Origin of the sequence: Mycobacterium innocens (genome assembly GCF_900566055.1) — a bacterium.
Classification (GTDB): domain Bacteria; phylum Actinomycetota; class Actinomycetes; order Mycobacteriales; family Mycobacteriaceae; genus Mycobacterium; species Mycobacterium innocens.
Genome location: NZ_UPHQ01000190.1, coordinates 1 through 18865 on the forward strand (window position 1 = coordinate 1; position 18865 = coordinate 18865).

Consider the following 18865-nt stretch of genomic DNA (forward strand, 5'->3'; position numbering starts at 1 on the left):
GTCCGGCGGGCCCTGCCGGACCAGGCCCAGGTCCGCCGACCCCGCCCGGGCCAGGCCCCCAGCCGGGCCCTCCATTCGGGTAGGGCCCAGGTCCGCGCCAGTTGTCGTGGCAGTTGTTCCAGTCCCAGTTGTTGCCCCGGCCGGGATCCCAGAGGTCGCCCGGGCACCACCATTGCGGGATGGGTGACGACTGGGCCTGCGCCTCCGATGCGACGCCCAACCCGCAGGCCGTCGCGAAAGTCGCTGCAGCTAAGCGTGTAGAAGCTCGAATAGGGTCAACAAGCACCCGGATGCCCGAAGCGCAAGCTGTCGCGCACTTCGTCACCGTTGGCAGGCCGGGCACCAGAACACGTTGCGGCCTTCCAGCTCGGCAGTAAGTACCGTCGTCCCGCAGAGTCGGCATGGGTCGCCCGCGCGCCGATAGACGTAGGTACGGGGCCGGCCCGGCCGGTACGACGGGGCGCCGTGATCGTGCTCGGCCCGGACGGCAATGATCTTGCCGCGCCGCAGGCCCACCTTCATCAACGCCACCAGGTCGGTCCAGGCCGCGTCGAACTCTGCCTCGGTGATCCGCTGACCGGTCCGGTAGGGGTCGATGCGGTGGCGGAACAACAGCTCGCTGCGAAAGACGTTGCCCACCCCCGCCATCACCGTCTGGTCCATCAGGAGCGCACCAATGGGCCTGCGGGACTTCATGATTCGTGCCCACGCCCACGACGGGTCAGCGTCCGGGCGCAACGGGTCGGGCCCTAGCCGGGCCACCACGTCGGCGACTTGGCTCTCGTCGATCACCTCGCATACCGTCGGGCCGCGTAGGTCGGTGCCGTATTCGGCGCCGACCATGCGCATCCGCACCTGTCCCACCGGTTCGGGAAGACGATCGGCCGCCGGACGTTCCCATTCGGTGAAGGTGCCGTAGAGCCCGAGATGCACATGGACAATCCCGCCGCCGGCGTAGTGGTGGAACAGGTGTTTGCCCCAGACACTGGTTCGCCGCAGCACCCGGCCGTCCACCCCGGCCGCCGAATCGGCGAAGCGGCCCTGGGGGCTGGATACCGCCACCGGCGCACCGGCGAAACGGCGCTGATGCAGCCGGGCCAACCGGTGCAACGTATGCCCTTCGGGCACGGCAGTCCTTGTCTGGTCTCAGGGTCTCAGGCCACCGCGCCGGGTACCGGCGGCGCTTGGTGAGTGCGTTCGTATTCGGCGAGAATGTCGATTCGGCGCTGATGGCGTTCGGCTTTGGACCATTGCGCGGACACAAAGGCGTCGACGATCGCCAGCGCCTCGGCGACGGTGTGCATGCGGCCGCCGATGCCGATCAGCTGAGCGTTGTTGTGTTCCCGGGCCAGCGACGCCGTCTCCACACTCCACGCCAGCGCGCAGCGCGCGCCGGGGACCTTGTTGGCCGCTATTTGCTCACCATTGCCGGATCCCCCCAACACGATGCCCAAGCTGCCCGGATCGGCCACCGTCCGTTCCGCGGCGGCGATGCAAAACGCCGGATAGTCGTCGTCGGCGTCGTAGCTGAAGGCGCCGCAGTCGACCGGTTCGTGCCCCGACGTTTTGAGGTGCTCGATGATGTATTGCTTGAGTTCGAATCCGGCGTGGTCAGACCCCAGGTAGACGCGCATGCCCGACATTGTGCCCGACACCCGCCGCGGGTCGTCGTCGCCCGGCCTAATCGAACTCCGGGCGCTCGGTGCGAGTCCTCTTGAGCTCGAAGAAGTGCGGGTAGGCGGCGAACGTCAAGGATGCGTCCCAGAGCTTGCCGGCCTGCTCGCCGCGCGGAATCTTCGACAGCACCGGCCCGAAGAACGCCACCCCGTTGACGTGAATGGTCGGGGTGCCCACGTCGTCACCCACGGCGTCCATACCGGCGTGGTGGCTCTTGCGCAGGGCGTCGTCGTAGGCATCGGTGGTAGCGGCTGCGGCCAGTTCGGCCGGCAGGCCGACCTCCGCCAACGATTGGGTGATGACCTCCTCGAGGTCCTTGTTTCCCTCGTTGTGAATCCGGGTGCCCATCGCGGTGTAGAGCGGGGCCAACACGGCGGCGCCGTGGGCCTGCTCCGCGGCGGTCGCCACCCGTACCGGCCCCCACGCCTTCTTCATGTTCTCGCGATACTGCTCCGGCAGCTCTTCGCGGTTTTCGTTGAGCACCGCCAGGCTCATGACGTGAAAATTCACCTCGATATCGCGGACCTTTTCCACCTCGAGAATCCAGCGCGACGTGATCCATGCCCACGGGCACAGCGGGTCGAACCAGAAATCGGCGACAGATTTTTCGGGCATATTGCGATCCTCTCCTGCAAAGTTCGAAGACGGTGAGAACACCGTCCAGCACAACCGCAGCGGCGGTGCGGGTGTTCCCGCGGTCGCTGCGATGCGGCGCCACCTGAACCAGGAACCGTCGGAACCGGTTGCGCCAGCCGATATGTTGGAGCCCGTGGCCCTTCCGAATCTCACCCGCGAACAGGCGATCGAACGCGCCGCCCTGATCACCGTCGACAGCTACCAGATCAACCTCGATCTGACCGACGGGCATGGCGGCCCCGGCGAACAGACTTTCCGGTCCACCACCACGGTGGTATTCGACGCGCTCGCCGGCGCCGACACGGTGATCGACATCGCCGCCGACACCGTCCGCAGCGCCAGCCTCAATGGCGCAGAACTGGACGTCTCCGGCTACGACGAGTCGACCGGGATCCCGGTGCGGGGGCTGGCCAACCGCAACGTCGTCATCATCGACGCCGACTGCCGCTACTCCAACACCGGCGAAGGTCTGCACCGCTTCGTCGACCCCGTCGACGGCGAGACGTACCTGTATTCGCAGTTCGAGACCGCCGATGCCAAGCGGATGTTCGCCTGCTTCGACCAGCCCGACCTCAAGGCCACGTTCGAGCTGCGGGTCACCGCGCCCGGGCATTGGAAGGTGATCTCCAACGCCGCTGCCACCCCGGTGGACAGCGGGGTGGACAACCGGGTGCACACCTTTGCCATCACCCCGCCGATGAGCACCTATCTGGTGGCGCTGATCGCCGGACCGTACGCCGCCTGGCATGACACCTACCGCGACGAGCACGGCGAGATCCCGCTGGGCCTCTACTGCCGAGCGTCGCTGGCGCAATATATGGACGCCGAGCGGTTGTTCACCCAGACCAAGCAGGGATTTGGCTTCTACCACAAGCACTTTGGGCTTCCCTATGCGTTCGGCAAGTACGACCAGCTGTTCGTGCCCGAATTCAATGCCGGTGCAATGGAAAACGCCGGCGCGGTGACCTTCCTCGAAGACTATGTGTTCCGCAGCAAGGTCACCCGCGCCGCCTACGAGCGGCGCGCCGAGACGGTACTGCACGAAATGGCGCATATGTGGTTCGGCGACCTGGTCACCATGAAGTGGTGGGACGACCTGTGGCTCAACGAGTCCTTCGCCACCTTCGCGTCGGTGCTGTGCCAAAGCGAGGCGACCGAGTTCACCGAGGCCTGGACGACGTTCGCCACCGTCGAAAAGTCATGGGCCTACCGCCAGGACCAACTGCCGTCGACGCACCCGATCGCCGCCGATATTCCCGACCTGGCCGCGGTGGAGGTGAACTTCGACGGCATCACCTACGCCAAGGGCGCGTCGGTGCTCAAACAGCTGGTCGCCTACGTCGGGCTGGAGCATTTCCTGGCCGGGCTGCGCGACTACTTCCGCACCCACGCCTTCGGCAACGCCACGTTCGACGATCTGATCGCCGCGCTGGAAAAGGCTTCCGGCCGCGATCTGTCGACCTGGGGCCAGCAGTGGCTGAAGACCACCGGGCTCAACACGTTGCGGCCGGATTTCGGCGTCAACGAGGACGGTAGCTTCACCCGGTTTGCGGTGCAGCAGAGCGGGGCCGCGCCGGGCGCGGGTGAGACCCGGGTGCACCGGCTGGCGGTGGGCATCTACGACGACGATGACTCCAGCGGGTCGGGCAAACTGGTCCGGGTCCACCGCGAGGAACTTGACGTCGCCGGTCCGGAGTCGGAAGTTCCTGCGCTGGTTGGTGTTCCGCGCGGCAAGCTGATCCTGGTCAACGACGACGACCTGACCTACTGCTCGCTGCGGCTGGACGCCGAGTCGCTGCAGACAGCGCTGCAGCGCATCGCCGACATCGCCGAGCCGCTGCCGCGCAGCCTGGTGTGGTCGGCGGCGTGGGAGATGACCCGCGAGGCCGAGATGCGCGCCCGCGAGTTCGTGGCACTGGTGTCAGGCGGCGTGCACGCCGAGACCGAGGTTGGCGTGGCGCAGCGACTACTGATGCAGGCGCAGACCGCGCTGGGTTCCTACGCCGAACCGGGCTGGGCCCGCGAGCATGGTTGGCCGCAGTTCGCCGACCGGCTACTGGAATTGGCCCGCGACGCCGCGGCCGGCTCGGACCATCAGCTGGCCTTCGTCAACGCGTTGTGCGGGTCGGTGCTGTCGCCCCGCCACGTCGAAACCGTGGCCGCGCTGCTCGACGGTGACCCCGCCGAATTGGGACTGGCGGGCTTGGACGTCGACACCGACCTGCGCTGGCGCATCGTGATCGCGCTGGCAACCGCGGGCGCCATTGACGCCGACGGGCCACAGTCACCGAGGATCGATGCCGAAGAACAGCGCGACCCGACCGCCACCGGCAAGCGGTACGCCGCCCAGGCCCGCGCCGCGCGGCCACAATTCGAGGTCAAAGAGAGCGCCTTCGCCACCGTGGTCGAAGACGACACCCTGGCCAACGCCACCAGCCGCGCGATCATCGCGGGCATCGCCGCACCGGGGCAAGGTGAGCTGCTCAAGCCGTTCACACCACGCTATTTCGAGGCGATCCCGGGAGTGTGGGCACGGCGATCCAGCGAGGTCGCCCAATCGGTGGTGATAGGGCTGTATCCCGGTTCCGACATCAGCGAGGACGGCATCGCTGCCGCCGACAACTTCCTGTGCGCCCCGGACTCGGAGCTGCCGCCGCCGTTGCGCCGGTTGGTGCTGGAGGGCCAAGCCGGCGTCAAACGGTCGCTGCGGGCCCGGCGATTCGACGCGGCCGAATAGCGCGCGCGTCGCGTCCGCGCCTGCAACGCGAACCGCCGCAGGTGCGCGCGGCCGCGCACGATCGCGCGCGGGTGAAACTACGCCGCCGAGATCCCGGCACTGATTACGCGGATCGCGCTGATCAGCCCGTCGATCAGGTGACCCTGCTCGAACGCCGACGATGCGGCGGCCACGCCGAGCGGCGCAGCCGACTCGGCACCGCGACCCCGCAACGCCGAGCCGTAGACCACCTCGATGGCGGACTGGTTGGGTGAAACCGCGATCAGCACCGCGTCGTTGGGTGTGGGCACCTTCGCCAGAATCTCCCGCGCCCGTGCAGCGGTGTCATCACCCAGATCACCCAGGTAGACGGCGAAGCGAGCCCTGGACGCCCGCGAGCTGTAGACCAGCGCGTCGTCCAAAGCCACGAGGTCCTTGGTCGGGAACGGATAGTGCACCGACAGTTCCCCGGGCTCGGTGACCCCGGAGATCCGGCCGCTGCTGGTGATCACCCAGCCCTTCGGCAGATAGGTGGGTTCGATCGTCGCAACATCACCATGTGCCACTGGCGCCACCTCCAACCGAGAACTCTGACGAACCATGCCCGCCGTGGGAGCCACCGACATCTTCGTCGGTCGCGGCCCACAGGATCGGTGGATGTGTCCAACGCTCCGACATTTCATAGGTTGCCGGGTGCGGTCCCTTGCGGGTGAAGATCATCAATGCCAGCACGACCACCAGCAACAGCGGGATTCCGACGAACAAGAGGTGAATCTCCATAGCGTTCACGACGCAAACCGTATCCCACCGAGGGCCGGTCAGGGCACTGAGGACGGCAGAAAATCAGGCCGCGCCTTCACCGAGGTATCGCTCCCACGACGGGTCCAGCTCTTTGACCGTGGACAGCAGCCGCCAGTGCTGCCCGGTCGGCGGCAGCGGCTTGCGGCGCAGTGACCAGCCGAGTTCGGTCAGCAGCTTGTCGCCCTTGCGGTGATTGCACGTCGAGCAGCACGCGACGCAGTTCTCCCACGAGTGCTCACCCCCACGGCTGCGTGGCACCACGTGGTCGACCGTATCGGCCTTTGCCCCGCAATAGGCGCAGCAGAAGCGATCGCGGTGCATCAGCGCGGCACGGGTCATCGGGACGCGGGCCCGGTAGGGAACGCGGACGTAGGTTCGCAGCTGGATGACCGACGGCACCACGATCGAGCTGGTCGCCGAGTGGATGACCGGACCGGCGGGATCGTCGTGTACCACGTCGGCCTTACCGCAGATCACCATGACGACCGCCCGCCGCATCGGCAACGCGGTGAGCGGCTCGTAGGTGGAGTTCAGCAGCAATACCCGCCGGCGGTTCCAGATCGATGCGCTCTCTGAGCGGTTGGGCGGATGGGTTTCGACCCCCAGGGCGGGTCGGTGGGAGTGGGCACTATGCAGGCATGACGCGGTTGCAGGCCCTGTTCCGCCTGCCGCGGCACCGCTATTGCGGTGGCTGCGGCGCTTTTTGCCCTGCGCCATAGATCCTCCGCGGAACAGTCCACCATGATTTTTGGCCGACCGCACGCCAATTGCCTGGACCACGCCGTGTCGAACGGGTGAACACCGGGGTATCTTGCCCGATCCTTGCCCGATCCGTGCCCGATCCTTGCCCGATCCTTGCCCGATCTTGCCCGGCGCATACCGTCGGCGGCCGTCGGTGGCCGTCGCCAGCGGCGGTAGCGGAGTGCAACACTGGCATCACTTGTCGGGATCCCGCTGCGCAATCCGGCGGTCGAGAAGAGGAGCTGTCGACATGCCGGGTGGTGCGGGTCCGCCAGGTGATCCCGGTACGGAGGACGCGACGGCAGAACGCTATCGCCACACCGCGCGAAACCCGCTCACTCCGCGTGCCGCCGTGGCGGAGCTGCTCGCCTCGATGAATCGCGTCATCGAAATCACCGAGCCAGATCCACAGTTGCCGGCAGCGCTGAGTTTCTCGCGATCCAGGCAAGCCGCGCTGGACGCCAAGCGCGGGATAGCGAAAGGTTTGGCTGAACGAGATGCCGCCGATCGCGCCGAGCCTCGGCGCCGAGAACTGCCCGAACGGCTCCAGAGCGCACTGCGAGCGATAGATGACTGCATTTCCGGGATGCAGCACCTCGACGGGAAAAGGTTGGAGATCGCCGCCGCCGCGCGCCAGGAAGGCTTCGTGGTGGCATCAGACGGCTGCGTCAGCATCGGGACAGCACATCAGCGCTCGGTGAGTGACGAGGCCACTATGCGACGCGCCCGCTACGAGCATGGCCTCATGTCGGTGCTCGCGGAGATGGCTGCGCTGCAGGAGCGCTCGGTGGCCACCATCGCCGAACGATTGGGCGCCGACGAACCGGGGATACCCTGGTCCTTCATCGAGTGCGCCAAGGCCGGGGTCGAACTGAGCACTTTCGAAGCGGGTGGCGCAGGCCTGCCGCCGTCGCCGCTGCGCGATCTGTTGGACCGGCTTGCTGCCGACATGGCGAACGCCAAGCGACGATTTGGCTCCAACCTCTAGGATGCTCGGACCGGAGCCGAAGGTGAGATGGACATCACGCGGCGTCCGCGATTCATAGACCACAATGGAAGCAATGGAACCGCAACAACAGTCCTTCTACGATGCCGTCGGCGGCGCCACGACGTTCGACGCGATCGTGTCACGCTTCTACGAACAAGTCGCCGAAGACGAGATCCTGCGTCCGCTCTATCCCGAGAAGGACCTATCGGGCGCCGAAGAACGACTGCGGATGTTTCTCGAGCAATATTGGGGCGGCCCGCGAACCTACTCCGAACAGCGCGGGCATCCCCGGCTGCGGATGCGGCACATGCCGTTTAGGATCACGCCCATCGAGCGCGACGCCTGGTTGCGGTGCATGCACACCGCGGTCGCCTCCATCGATGCACAGACCCTGGACGACGAGCGCCGCCGCGAGTTGCTCGCCTATCTCGAGATGGCAGCCCACTCGTTGGTGAACTCCGCGTTTTGATGGCCGCCGCAGTGGATCGAGAAGATCAGCCGCGGTCGTGGTGGTCGGACGCGGTGTTCTACCAGGTGTATCCGCGCTCGTTCGCCGACAGCGACGGAGACGGGGTCGGTGACCTCGACGGGCTCACGGCCCGCTTGGAGTATTTGCAACAGCTCGGTGTCGACGGCATCTGGATCAACCCGGTCACCGTCTCGCCGATGGCCGACCACGGTTATGACGTTGCCAACCCTCGGGACATCGATCCGCTTTTCGGCGGGATGGCAGCGTTCGAACGACTGGTCGCGGCTGCACATCAGCGGGGCATCAGGGTCACCATGGACGTGGTGCCCAACCACACCAGCTCCGAGCACCCGTGGTTTCAAGCGGCGCTGGCCGCCGGTCCCGGCGCCGACGCGCGGGACCGCTATTTCTTTCGCGACGGCCGGGGCCCGGACGGGTCGGTGCCGCCGAACAACTGGGAGTCCGTCTTCGGCGGACCGGCATGGACTCGGGTGACCGACCCGGACGGCAACCCAGGCCAGTGGTATCTGCACCTCTTCGACGCCGAGCAGCCCGACCTCAACTGGGACAACCCAGAGGTTTTCGACGACTTCGAGAAGACACTGCGCTTCTGGCTGGAACGCGGCGTAGACGGGTTCCGCATCGACGTGGCCCACGGCATGGCCAAGCCCGCTGGTCTGCCCGACGCCGCTGACGAAGCCAAGATCTTGCGCCACACCGATGACGACCCACGCTTCAACCGCCCGCAGGTACATGCGATCCACCGCGATATCCGCGCGGTTATCGACGACTACCCGGGAGCGGTCACCGTCGGCGAGGTCTGGGTGCAGGACAACACCCGCTGGGCCGAATACGTACGGCCCGACGAACTGCACCTCGGTTTCAACTTCCGGCTGACCCGGACCGCATTCGACGCCACCGAGATCCACGACGCCGTGCAGAACTCGCTGGCGGCTGCGGCGATAGAAAACGCCACGCCGACCTGGACGCTGGCCAACCACGATGTGGGACGGGAGGTCACCCGCTACGGCGGCGGCGCGACTGGGCTGCGCCGGGCGCGGGCAATGGCGATGGTCATGCTCGCCCTGCCGGGCGCGGTATTTCTCTACAACGGTCAGGAACTCGGGCTGCCCGATGTGGACCTGCCCGACGAGGCACTGCAGGACCCGACGTGGAAACGCTCCGGCCATACCGAGCGTGGCCGCGACGGGTGCCGGGTTCCGCTGCCGTGGTCGGGCGACGCTCCCCCGTTCGGGTTTTCGACGTGCGCCGACACCTGGTTACCGATGCCGCGCGAGTGGGCCGCGTTGACCGTCGAGAAGCAGCGTGCAGATCCCGATTCGACGTTGTCGTTCTTTCGCCGCGCGCTCGAATTGCGAAGGGAACACGCCCAATTCGATGGCAGCCAGATCGATTGGCTGCCGGCACCAGGCGACGCAGTGATATTTCGGCGCCGCGGCGGCGGACTGGTGTGCGCATTGAATGCGGGCCGTCGCCCGACACCCCTGCCCCCGGGCGAGCTGCTCATGGCTAGCGGGCCGTTGGTCGACGGACAGCTGCCCCCGGACACCACGGCCTGGTTGGTTTAGCCCGGGTCGGCCGTCGATGGGCTAGACACTGGAAGACTTGCAGAATGTGGCGGACTATTGGAACCACAACACCGCCTATCACCCATGGCTGGTCGATATCGCGGCGCGACACCACGGCAACGTCTTGGATGTGGGGTGCGGTGAGGGCCTGCTGGTGCAGCGGCTGGCGGCAGTATCGCGCCGGGTGGTCGGCATCGATCCTGACGCTGCCACAGTCGAGCGAGCACGTCTCCGGCTGCACTCGACGACCAATACATCGGTCGACCACTGCGACTTTCAGGGCTTTACTGCACCCGGGCAAAGCTTTGATGTCGTCGCATTCGTGGCCAGCATTCATCACCAGCCGCTGCCAGAAGCGCTGGCCAAAGCGCGCCGACTACTCAAGCCCGGCCGCGAACTGGCCGTCGTGGGGCTTGCGGCGAACAAGACGATCCGCGACTGGGCATGGTCTTTGCTCTGTATGCCCATAATTCGCATAGGATCGCGCCTTCATGGCGAGACCCGTGACATCGGTGTACCGGTCACCGCGCCCCACGAAAACCTCGATCAGATCCGACATTTAGCCAACGAGGTTCTGCCCAACGCCGAAGTCCGACGGGGCCTCTACTACCGGTACCGTTTGCACTGGCGAGACCCGGGCTAGCCAAAAGAGTCTGGCGTCAGCGCAGGACCAGAGCGGGATGGCCACGCCGCCGGTACACAGACCCGAAGCGGGCGTCGAGCCGCAACCAGGTCGGCAGAACCCGGACCCGGATCATCTCGTCGGCGTCGATCACCTCCGCGGGCTGCGGCAGGAAACCCATTGCGGTCAAAGCGAACACACAGCGCATCGGTAGCCCGACGACGACGTCGCCGGAACTGACCTGGATGACCTCCTGATCCAGCAGCGAGGCCGGCGGACCCTGAGAACTGCCGTATTCCTTGGCCAGCCGTGCGCCGGTCGCCGCCAGATCCAGCATCGCCCGGGCCGGAACGTCGTCGAGGTGGACGAATCCGGACTCCGGGGGCAGCGCGCCCCGCCACGCCGAGTCCATCCCATAGCCAGGGTCGACATAACCCGACGTGTCCATCGCTTCCAGTCCGCGCGCCAATCCGGCTGCGCCCACCGAAAAATCGTCGGGCCGCACCCTGCCGGCCACCACCCGGCTGGCCAGCACGTCGAAACCCGTTGCCACCCAAGCCGTCAGCAAACCAGCCGATCGTGCCCGGATACGAATGATCGCCGCGTCGTCGAGCCGCATCGCACGTTCGACGAACGTCGCCAGATCCGCGCGGTGCGCCGGGTCAGTCAACCACAGGCCACGTTCGGCTCCGCCCCCGGTTCCCTCCGCCAACGCGCCCCCTATTAGCGAAGCCACCGTTGCAGATACTCCCGATGGTGTGGGGACAGGCGGACCAACCGCTGTTCTTCGATGTGGACGGCGGCCAACTGTGACTCGGCAAGGACGGCCGGCTTAGAGTCCGGCTTCGCGTTGACCGACCGTACTTCATAACCCAGGGTGAAGTCGACCGCGCGCAGCCGCTTCACCCAAATCGTCACTTGCAGCGGTGAATCGGAAAGCCGCAGTTGACCTTTGTAGCTGACCCGGACGTCGGCGATCAGCAGGCCGATGGTGGTGATGTCGGCGGCGAACGCGTCTTTGAGAAACGGGACGCGCGCCTCTTCCAGGATGGTGACCATGGTGGCGTGGTTGATGTGCTGGTACATGTCGATGTCGGACCAGCGCACCGGTACCGGCGCGACGAATCCGACACTCATGTGGACGCCCCGCGCCCGCTGGTGCGTGTCATCCGGCGGATTTGGCGCGCTGCCACCGACAGCGTCGCAAGGTCTTTCGCGCCGCACTCCCGGATTTCGTTGAGCGTACGGCGAGCCCGCTCCACCCGGGATGCGCTGATGTGCTCCCACTCGGCGATCTTCTGCTCCCCGCTTTCGTCGGGTTCGCCGACAGCCAGCACGTCGAAACACAATGCCCGCAGCGAGGCATAGATGTCGTCGCGGATCGCCAACCGCGCCAACGCGTGCCAGCGATCGTTGCGGGGAAGCTCGGAGACCGCGGTCAACAGTCCGTCGGTGCCCAACCGGTCCATCAGGGCAAAGTAGGTGTCGGCGACTTCAGCCGTGTCGATCTCGATGATGTCGGCGATGTCGATGATGTCGAGCAAGCTGTAGCGGTACAGGCCCCCGGCGACCCGGTAGGCCAAGTCGTGGGGTGCGCCTTGTGCGGTGAACTCGGCCGCTTCCTTTTCGACGATGGCTTTGTCGTCGCCGCGCAACCACTCCGACATGCGTGGCGTCATGGCCTTGACCTTCGCGGCGAAGCGGTTGATCTCAGCGCCGACGGCCAGCGGCTGCGGACGATAGTTCAGCAGCCAGCGTCCGGCCCGGTCGATCAGCCGACGGGTATCGAGCGTCAGCCGGTCCGACAGTGCGACCGGCAAATTCGCCGCGCGGATGCGCCGCCAGAGACGGTTGACCCCGAAGATGGCGTCGATGGCGACGTAGGTGCGCACCGCGTCGATCGGGGTTACTCCGACATCCTCGGCGAGCCGGAAGGCGTAGCTGATACCGGCGTTGTCCACCAGATCGTTGACCAGCATCGTGGTGACGATCTCGCGACGCAGCTGGTGCGAGCGGATCTCCGGGGTGAACCGTTCCCGTAACGGCCGCGGAAAATAATCGGGCAATCGGGAGGCGAACACGTCCTGATCGGGCAGCTCGGTGGTCAGCACCTCTTCTTTGAGCGCCAGCTTGACGTGGGCCATCAACGTCGCCAACTCGGGCGAGGTCAGCCCGATGCCCGCCTCGGCCCGCCGCGCAATCTCTTTCTCCGACGGCAGCGCCTCCAATTCCCGGTTGAGTCCCCGCTCGGCCACCAAGTGCCTGATCTGGTCGGCGTGCACCGGCAACAGGCTGGCGGCATTGGCGCGGCTGGTACCCATCAGGTCGTTCTGGTCCTCGTTGTCGGTGAGCACCAGCCGAGCCACCTCGTCAGTCATCGACTCCAGCAGGTGTTTGCGTTCATCGGCTTTGACCTTGCCCGCGGTGACCAGCGAATCGATCAGGATCTTGATGTTGACCTCATGGTCGGAGCAATCCACACCGGCGGAATTGTCCATCGCGTCGGTGTTGATCCGGCCGCCCGACAGATCGAATTCGACGCGGCCCAGCGCCGTTACCCCGAGGTTGCCGCCTTCGCCGATCACCTTGGCCCGCACCTGGTTGGCGTTGACCCGCACCGGGTCGTTGGCCCGATCGCCGACATCGGAGTCCGATTCCGACTCGGCCTTGATGTAGGTGCCGATGCCGCCGTTGAAGAGCAGGTCGACCGGCGCCTGCAGAATCGCGCGGATCAGGTTGGGTGGGGACATCTCGGTGACGTCAGTGTCGATGCCGAGCGCGGCACGGACCTGCGGGCTGATCGGAATGGCCTTCTGCTCGCGGCTGTAGACGCCGCCGCCCTCGCTGATCAGCGACCTGTCGTAGTCGTCCCAGCTTGATCGGGGCAGCTCGAACATCCGCCGCCGTTCCTCCCAGGAGGCGGCGGCGTCCGGGTCCGGGTCGAGGAAGATGTGCCGGTGATCGAAGGCGGCGACCAGCCTGATGTGCTTGCTGAGCAGCATGCCGTTGCCGAACACGTCGCCGCTCATATCGCCGACGCCGACGACGGTGAAATCCTCGGTCTGCGTGTCGACCCCGATTTCCCGGAAGTGTCGTTTGACGGCCTCCCAGGCACCCCTGGCGGTGATGCCCATGGCCTTGTGGTCGTAGCCCACCGATCCGCCGGAGGCGAACGCGTCGCCCAACCAGAACCCGTAGGACTTGGCGACGTCGTTGGCGATGTCGGAGAACGTGGCGGTGCCTTTGTCGGCGGCCACCACCAGATAGGCGTCGTCGCCGTCGCGACGCACCACCTCCGGCGGTGGGCTGACTTTTCCGGTCGCGTGGTCGACGTTGTCGGTGACGTCGAGCAATCCGGAAATGAACAGCTGGTAGCACGCCACACCCTCGGCGCGGGTGGCATCGCGGTCGGCGGCCGCGTCGCCGGTGGGCAGCGGCGGCCGCTTGACGACGAATCCGCCCTTGGCGCCGACCGGCACGATGACGGCGTTCTTCACCGCCTGTGCCTTGACCAGGCCCAGGATCTCGGTGCGGAAGTCGTCGCGGCGATCCGACCAGCGCAGGCCGCCGCGCGCGACCGGACCGAACCGCAGGTGCACGCCTTCCACCCGCGGCGAGTACACGAAAATTTCGAACTTGGGGCGCGGCAGCGGCAGCTCGTCGACCAACTGCGCGTCCAGCTTGACCGCCAGCACATTGCGGCTCCGGGCCGAACTCTCGCGTGTCACAAAGTAATTGGTCCGCAACGTGGCCTGAACCAGCGAGGCGAAGGCGCGCAGGATGCGGTCGGTGTCCAGACCCACCACCGCGTCGATGTCGGCGGCCACAGCGGCCGCGGCCGCCTGCGCGTCGCGCCGCGAGCCCGCCGGCCTGGGATCGAACATTGCCTCGAACAGAGTCACCAGCGAGCGTGCGGTCGAGGCATGCTCATTGAGCACCGATTCGATATAGGAGTGGCTGTAGGGGAAGCCGGCCTGCCGTAGGTACTTGGCGTAAGCGCGCAGCACGACAACTTGCTGCCAGGTCAGCCCCGCGCGCATCACCAGTTCGTTGAACCGGTCGATTTCGATCCTGCCCTGCCAGATTGCGGTGACGGCATCGGCGAACCGTTGTGCGGCCGCGTCCCGCTCGGTGGTCGTCGTCGCCCGCGGGATGGTTCGATGCGGCGAGATCTTGAACTGATAGATCCACACCGGCAGCCTGTCGGGACGGGTCACGGTGAACGGCCGCTCTTCGAGCACCTCGACACCCATGCTCTGCAGCATCGGCAGTAGCTCGCTGAGCGAGGCGGTGGATCCGCCGAGGAACCAGGTCAGCTGCGCGAGGCCCTGTTCGTCGCGGTCGGAGAACACCAGCTTGACCGAGTCGTCGGTCAGCTCGTTGATGATGGCGATGTGGTTTATGGCATCGGTCGGACTGACCGCCTGCTTGTAGGCCTCGGAGAAGGCAGCCGCATAATGCTCGGCGTCGTGGTGCCCGACAGAGCCGTCCGCCGCCGCGCCGATCAGCCGGTCGGCCCAGGTTCGCGCGGCCTCGCTCAGCAACGCCTGGATCCGGAGCCGGTTGGCCTCGGAAACGTCCACCGAGCCAGGCGGGGAGGCCGCGTCCTTTTCGGGCAACCGGACCATGAAATGCATGAGTGCCCAAGGTGATTCACTGACGCGAGCGGTGAATTCCAGTCGCGTCCCGCCGAACTCGCGGACCAGGATGTCCTCGATCTGCAAGCGCACGGCCGTGGTGTAGCGATCGCGCGGCACATAGACCAGGCACGAGACGAAGAACTGCAGCCGATCCACCCGCAGGAACAACAAAGCGCGTCGCTGGGATCCAAGGTCCACCACGGCTTTGGCCATCTCCAACAGCCGCTCGGCGTTCAGGGTGAAAAGCTCGGGGCGCGGGACGGTCTGGATAACATCGAGCAACAGCTGACCCGGGTGGCTGGGGTCGCTGCCGGCCAACTCGAGGGCCTCCCGAACCCGGCGCGAAATCGCCGGGATTTCCAGGACATCGGCGTTCATGGCGGCGACTGTGAAGAGCCCGACGAAGCGATGCTCGGTTACGCTGCCGTCGCCGACGTACTCGCGCACCGCGATGGCATAGGGGTAAGCGCCGTAACGCAGGTAACTGCCGACACGCGCCTGGGCCAAGACCAGCAACTTGTTTTCATCGGTCAGCCGGGGCCGGATGCCCGCCCGCGCCCGCAGCACGCCGAGGCCGCTGGACCCGTCGCCGATGACCATCCCCTCGTCGACCCGGCAGGGCTGGTAACCCAGCAGCAGAAAGTTGCCATTGCCCAGCCAGCGCAGCAACGCCGCGACCTCCCGACGGTCAGGCGCCGCATAGTGGCCTTCGGGATCAGTGTCGACTGCCGCGGCCAATTCGCTCAGGGCGGCGATCATCGCCGCCGCATCCGTCGCGACCCGCTGGACGTCGGCCAGGACCCTCGGTAACAGCCGTTCGACTTCGGTCAGGGCGTTGCGGTCCACCGACGGTGCGAGCTGAACGAAAATCCAGGCCTCGCCGGTGTACGGTGACGCGCCGGCCGCTTTGGGTTCGATGCGCAACAGCTCACCGGCGGGGCTGCGGCGCACATCGAACACCGGCGTCATGATGGCGGTGTAGCCCACCCCGAGCCGGTGTAGCAGCACCGTCACCGAATCCATCAGCATGCTGCCGTGCTCGGCGACCACCTGCAGCGCCGGCCCGAACCCCTCCGGATCGTCCGCGTGATACACCGCGACACAGCTTTCACCGGCCGCGCGGTGCTGACCGAGCCGAATGTGCGCACCCAACATGCGCGGCGTCAGCAGCGAGTCGGGGCTCTGCGACCCGTCGTCCGATTGGCCCCGGTAGCTCTCCAGATAGGCCTGCGAGATCCAGTCAGGGACGTCAGCGGGCCGGGTGAACGTTGTCCACGCCCCGACATCCTGCTTGACTTCGGGATCGCTCGTCATACCGACTGCTCCCAACTCACCACTGATACCGCGCGCTGTTCAATTGGCCCCACTCCTCAACGGCCGTACCGGCCGCATCGTCGTGGGACCGGGCCCGATTGGCCCCACTCCTCAACGGCCGTACCGGCCGCATCGTCGTGGGACCGGGCCCGATTGGCCCCACTCCTCAACGGCCGTACCGGCCGCATCGTCGTGGGACCGGCAGACCTGACACTAGTCGCGCGTCAGCCTCCGGTGGGTAACTCGGTGTGGACGCGCAGCTTCGATACCGAGCCGTTCCACCTTGTTTTCCTCGTAGGCGCCGAAGTTCCCCTCGAACCAGAACCACTTGGCCTCGTTGTCGGCATCACCTTCCCACGCCAGGATGTGTGTGCAGGTGCGGTCGAGGAACCAGCGATCATGCGAGATCACCACAGCACAGCCGGGGAAGTTCACCAGCGCGTTCTCCAATGAGCTCAGGGTCTCGACGTCCAGGTCATTGGTCGGTTCGTCCAGCAGGATCAGGTTGCCGCCCTGCTTGAGGGTCAGCGCAAGGTTGAGCCGGTTGCGTTCGCCACCCGAAAGCACTCCGGCCGGCTTCTGCTGATCCGGACCCTTGAACCCGAACGCCGACACATAGGCTCGCGACGGTATCTCGTTTTGACCGACCTCGATGTAATCCAGGCCGTCGGACACGACCTCCCACACGGTCTTCTTCGGATCGATGCCCGCCCGGGCCTGGTCGACGTAGCTCAGCTTGACGGTTTCGCCGATCTTGACCGTGCCGCTGTCCGGTTCTTCGAGCCCGACGATGGTCTTGAACAGTGTGGTCTTGCCGACGCCGTTGGGACCGATGACGCCGACGATGCCGTTGCGCGGCAAAGTGAAGGACAGGTCCTTGATCAGCGTGCGTCCGCCATAGCCCTTGTCGAGATGATCGACCTCGATGATCACGTTGCCCAGTCGCGGTCCCACCGGGATCTGAATCTCTTCGAAGTCAAGCTTGCGGGTTTTCTCCGCCTCGGCGGCCATCTCCTCGTAGCGCTGCAGGCGCGCCTTGCTCTTGGCCTGGCGCGCCTTGGCGCCGGAGCGGACCCAGGCCAGCTCGTCCTGCAGACGCTTTTGCAGCTTGGCGTCCTTGCGGCCCTGCACCGCGATCCGCTCGGCCTTCTTCTCGAGGTACGTCGAGTAGTTGCCTTCGTAGGGGTAGGCGCGGCCCCGATCCAGTTCCAGAATCCATTGGGCGACGTTGTCCAGGAAGTAGCGGTCGTGGGTGACGGCCAAAATAGCGCCGGGATATACGGCGAGATGCTGTTCGAGCCACTGCACGCTTTCTGCGTCCAGGTGGTTGGTGGGCTCGTCGAGCAGCAACAAGTCAGGCTTTGACAGCAATAGCTTGCACAATGCGACGCGGCGACGTTCACCTCCGGACAGGTTGGTCACCGGCTCGTCGGGCGGCGGGCAGCGCAGCGCGTCCATCGCCTGCTCCAGTTGCGAATCCAGGTCCCACGCGTCGGCGTGGTCCAATACCTCCTGGAGTCTGCCCATCTCCTCCATCAACTCGTCGGAGTAGTCGGTAGCCATCAATTCGGCGACCTCGTTGAATCGGTCGAGCTTGACCTTGATGTCCCCCAAGCCCTCTTCAACATTGCCCCGAACTGTCTTTTCGTCATTCAGCGGCGGCTCCTGTTGCAGGATGCCGACGGTGGCCCCGGTAGCCAGGAAAGCGTCACCATTGTTCGGCTTGTCCAGACCGGCCATGATCCGCAAGACGCTCGACTTACCGGCCCCGTTCGGGCCGACCACACCGATCTTGGCGCCGGGGTAGAAACTCAACGTGACGTCGTCGAGGATCACCTTGTCGCCGTGCGCCTTGCGGACCTTTTTCATCGTGTAGATGAACTCAGCCATGCCGCGGTATTGCCTTTCTGGTCTTGCCGGGTTATCCGGGGTATCCCGCCGACCATCCTAGGCACCGCCTACCGGCATCAAGCCGACAGCGGTAGCGCGGTGTGGTCGGCGGCGTTCTGGGCGGCAGCCGCGTCCGGGACGGAATCAACCCGGGCCGCGAGGTAGTCGTCGTTCACGACGGTCCCGGACTGCCCTGTCATTTCGGCTGCCGGAGCGTTCTCAGAGCTCGGGCCAGTGTAGCTGGGCTTCTCGATCCGCACGAAGACCCGCGAGAGGTCTGGACCGACCGACGTCGCCCGCATCTCCAGCGAGGACCGGCGATTGCCGTCGCGGTCCTCATACTCGCTGGTGTACACGTGGCCCACCACGATCACCGGCGCACCCTTGCCCAGCGCCGCGCCTACGCCGCTGACCAGCCTGCCCCAGCAGTTGACGGTGATGAACAGCGAGTTGCCCGGCTCCCAACCGCCGTCGCTGGTGCGTCGGCGTGAATTGCTTGCCACCCGGAACTTGACGACCTCCTGGTCTCCGACCTTCCGGCGCTGGAGGTCGTTGACGATGTGACCGACGACGGTCAGCTGCGTTTCAAACATGTGACTCCACATTCCTTTCCCATTCGTGCGAGGTAGTGCTCGTGCTGATGCCCATTGAGCCCCCGGTCACCGACAAGTCAGCAACAAACGGCGCCGGCGAGAGCCCTGGCGAGGTAGGCCTGTGGAAAAGGTCGGGACTGGGGATAACTGGGGATAACAGCCCCGCTATCGCGATGGCCCGAGTGCCAC

The 18865-nt window shown here is 66.1% G+C and carries 17 protein-coding genes; 5 read left to right on the forward strand and 12 right to left on the reverse strand.

Annotated features, from left to right (window positions below; all coding sequences use genetic code 11):
- From EET03_RS33295 to EET03_RS18450, 4 genes are all read right to left on the reverse strand, one after another.
- On the reverse strand, window positions 1-403 hold a 403-nt coding region (locus EET03_RS33295), incomplete at its 3' end, for an Mtp family mycobacterial-type pilin (RefSeq protein ID WP_482805337.1).
- Window positions 322-1128, reverse strand: coding sequence for an Fpg/Nei family DNA glycosylase (locus EET03_RS18440; RefSeq protein WP_063470925.1), 807 nt, complete (start codon window positions 1126-1128; stop codon window positions 322-324). The genes EET03_RS18440 and EET03_RS33295, both read right to left, overlap by 82 nt.
- 26 nt (window positions 1129-1154) lie before the next feature.
- A complete protein-coding gene (locus EET03_RS18445) occupies window positions 1155-1634 on the reverse strand; it encodes a ribose-5-phosphate isomerase (protein WP_075542557.1) in 480 nt (159 codons plus the stop codon).
- A 46-nt stretch (window positions 1635-1680) separates the two neighbouring features.
- A complete protein-coding gene (locus EET03_RS18450) occupies window positions 1681-2292 on the reverse strand; it encodes an Rv2466c family mycothiol-dependent reductase (RefSeq protein WP_075542534.1) in 612 nt (203 codons plus the stop codon).
- A 154-nt stretch (window positions 2293-2446) separates the two neighbouring features.
- Between EET03_RS18450 and pepN the strand changes: the two genes are divergently transcribed.
- On the forward strand, window positions 2447-5050 hold the full coding sequence (gene pepN, locus EET03_RS18455) for an aminopeptidase N (protein ID WP_075542556.1): 2604 nt from the start codon (window positions 2447-2449) through the stop codon (window positions 5048-5050).
- A gap of 77 nt (window positions 5051-5127) precedes the next feature.
- On the opposite strand, the gene EET03_RS18460 is transcribed toward pepN, so the two are convergent.
- From EET03_RS18460 to EET03_RS18470, 3 genes are all read right to left on the reverse strand, one after another.
- Complete coding sequence (locus EET03_RS18460) at window positions 5128-5595, reverse strand: DUF5130 domain-containing protein (protein ID WP_063470923.1); 468 nt, start codon at window positions 5593-5595, stop codon at window positions 5128-5130.
- The gene (ctaJ, locus tag EET03_RS18465) at window positions 5582-5809 is read right to left on the reverse strand and encodes an aa3-type cytochrome oxidase subunit CtaJ (RefSeq protein ID WP_075542532.1); all 228 of its coding nucleotides are present in this window, start codon (window positions 5807-5809) and stop codon (window positions 5582-5584) included. Before ctaJ ends, EET03_RS18460 begins: the two co-directional genes overlap by 14 nt.
- A 63-nt stretch (window positions 5810-5872) precedes the next feature.
- The gene (locus EET03_RS18470) at window positions 5873-6547 is read right to left on the reverse strand and encodes an HNH endonuclease (protein ID WP_036400088.1); all 675 of its coding nucleotides are present in this window, start codon (window positions 6545-6547) and stop codon (window positions 5873-5875) included.
- Window positions 6548-6821: 274 nt separating this feature from the next.
- Here EET03_RS18470 and EET03_RS18475 point away from each other — a divergent pair, with 274 nt between their 5' ends.
- The 4 genes from EET03_RS18475 (at window position 6822) to EET03_RS18490 (ending at window position 10260) form a co-directional block, all read left to right on the forward strand.
- On the forward strand, window positions 6822-7559 hold the full coding sequence (locus EET03_RS18475; protein ID WP_099193649.1) for a hypothetical protein: 738 nt from the start codon (window positions 6822-6824) through the stop codon (window positions 7557-7559).
- A 73-nt stretch (window positions 7560-7632) separates the two neighbouring features.
- The gene (locus EET03_RS18480) at window positions 7633-8028 is read left to right on the forward strand and encodes a globin (RefSeq protein WP_063470920.1); all 396 of its coding nucleotides are present in this window, start codon (window positions 7633-7635) and stop codon (window positions 8026-8028) included.
- Window positions 8028-9617, forward strand: a complete 1590-nt coding sequence (locus EET03_RS18485) for a glycoside hydrolase family 13 protein (protein WP_075542530.1) — start codon at window positions 8028-8030, stop codon at window positions 9615-9617. The genes EET03_RS18480 and EET03_RS18485 overlap by 1 nt, the downstream gene beginning before the upstream one ends.
- Before the next feature lie 46 nt (window positions 9618-9663).
- Window positions 9664-10260, forward strand: a complete 597-nt coding sequence (locus tag EET03_RS18490; protein WP_075542529.1) for a class I SAM-dependent methyltransferase — start codon at window positions 9664-9666, stop codon at window positions 10258-10260.
- A 16-nt stretch (window positions 10261-10276) separates the two neighbouring features.
- Here EET03_RS18490 and EET03_RS18495 read toward each other — a convergent pair whose 3' ends face one another.
- The 5 genes from EET03_RS18495 to EET03_RS18515 form a co-directional block, all read right to left on the reverse strand.
- Entirely contained in the window at window positions 10277-10951 is a 675-nt protein-coding gene (locus tag EET03_RS18495; protein ID WP_063470917.1) for a DUF8010 domain-containing protein, read from the reverse strand.
- 11 nt (window positions 10952-10962) lie between these two features.
- A complete protein-coding gene (locus tag EET03_RS18500) occupies window positions 10963-11376 on the reverse strand; it encodes an acyl-CoA thioesterase (protein WP_075542528.1) in 414 nt (137 codons plus the stop codon).
- Window positions 11373-16193, reverse strand: coding sequence for an NAD-glutamate dehydrogenase (locus EET03_RS18505; RefSeq protein ID WP_075542527.1), 4821 nt, complete (start codon window positions 16191-16193; stop codon window positions 11373-11375). The genes EET03_RS18500 and EET03_RS18505 overlap by 4 nt, the downstream gene beginning before the upstream one ends.
- A gap of 213 nt (window positions 16194-16406) precedes the next feature.
- A complete protein-coding gene (gene ettA / locus EET03_RS18510) occupies window positions 16407-18083 on the reverse strand; it encodes an energy-dependent translational throttle protein EttA (protein WP_075542526.1) in 1677 nt (558 codons plus the stop codon).
- A gap of 77 nt (window positions 18084-18160) precedes the next feature.
- Entirely contained in the window at window positions 18161-18676 is a 516-nt protein-coding gene (locus tag EET03_RS18515; protein ID WP_075542555.1) for a single-stranded DNA-binding protein, read from the reverse strand.
- Window positions 18677-18865: the final 189 nt, after the last annotated feature.

Excerpts from the sequence above, each read along its gene's own strand:
- EET03_RS18500 (WP_075542528.1), bottom strand. The coding sequence starts at position 11,376 with ATGAGTGTCGGATTCGTCGCGCCGGTACCGGTGCGCTGGTCCGACATC.
- ctaJ (WP_075542532.1), bottom strand. The coding sequence starts at position 5,809 with ATGGAGATTCACCTCTTGTTCGTCGGAATCCCGCTGTTGCTGGTGGTC.
- ettA (WP_075542526.1), bottom strand. The coding sequence starts at position 18,083 with ATGGCTGAGTTCATCTACACGATGAAAAAGGTCCGCAAGGCGCACGGC.
- EET03_RS18450 (WP_075542534.1), bottom strand. The coding sequence starts at position 2,292 with ATGCCCGAAAAATCTGTCGCCGATTTCTGGTTCGACCCGCTGTGCCCG.
- EET03_RS18470 (WP_036400088.1), bottom strand. The coding sequence starts at position 6,547 with ATGGCGCAGGGCAAAAAGCGCCGCAGCCACCGCAATAGCGGTGCCGCG.
- EET03_RS18475 (WP_099193649.1), top strand. The coding sequence starts at position 6,822 with ATGCCGGGTGGTGCGGGTCCGCCAGGTGATCCCGGTACGGAGGACGCG.
- EET03_RS18505 (WP_075542527.1), bottom strand. The coding sequence starts at position 16,193 with ATGACGAGCGATCCCGAAGTCAAGCAGGATGTCGGGGCGTGGACAACG.
- EET03_RS18515 (WP_075542555.1), bottom strand. The coding sequence starts at position 18,676 with ATGTTTGAAACGCAGCTGACCGTCGTCGGTCACATCGTCAACGACCTC.
- EET03_RS18445 (WP_075542557.1), bottom strand. The coding sequence starts at position 1,634 with ATGCGCGTCTACCTGGGGTCTGACCACGCCGGATTCGAACTCAAGCAA.
- EET03_RS18480 (WP_063470920.1), top strand. The coding sequence starts at position 7,633 with ATGGAACCGCAACAACAGTCCTTCTACGATGCCGTCGGCGGCGCCACG.
- EET03_RS18485 (WP_075542530.1), top strand. The coding sequence starts at position 8,028 with ATGGCCGCCGCAGTGGATCGAGAAGATCAGCCGCGGTCGTGGTGGTCG.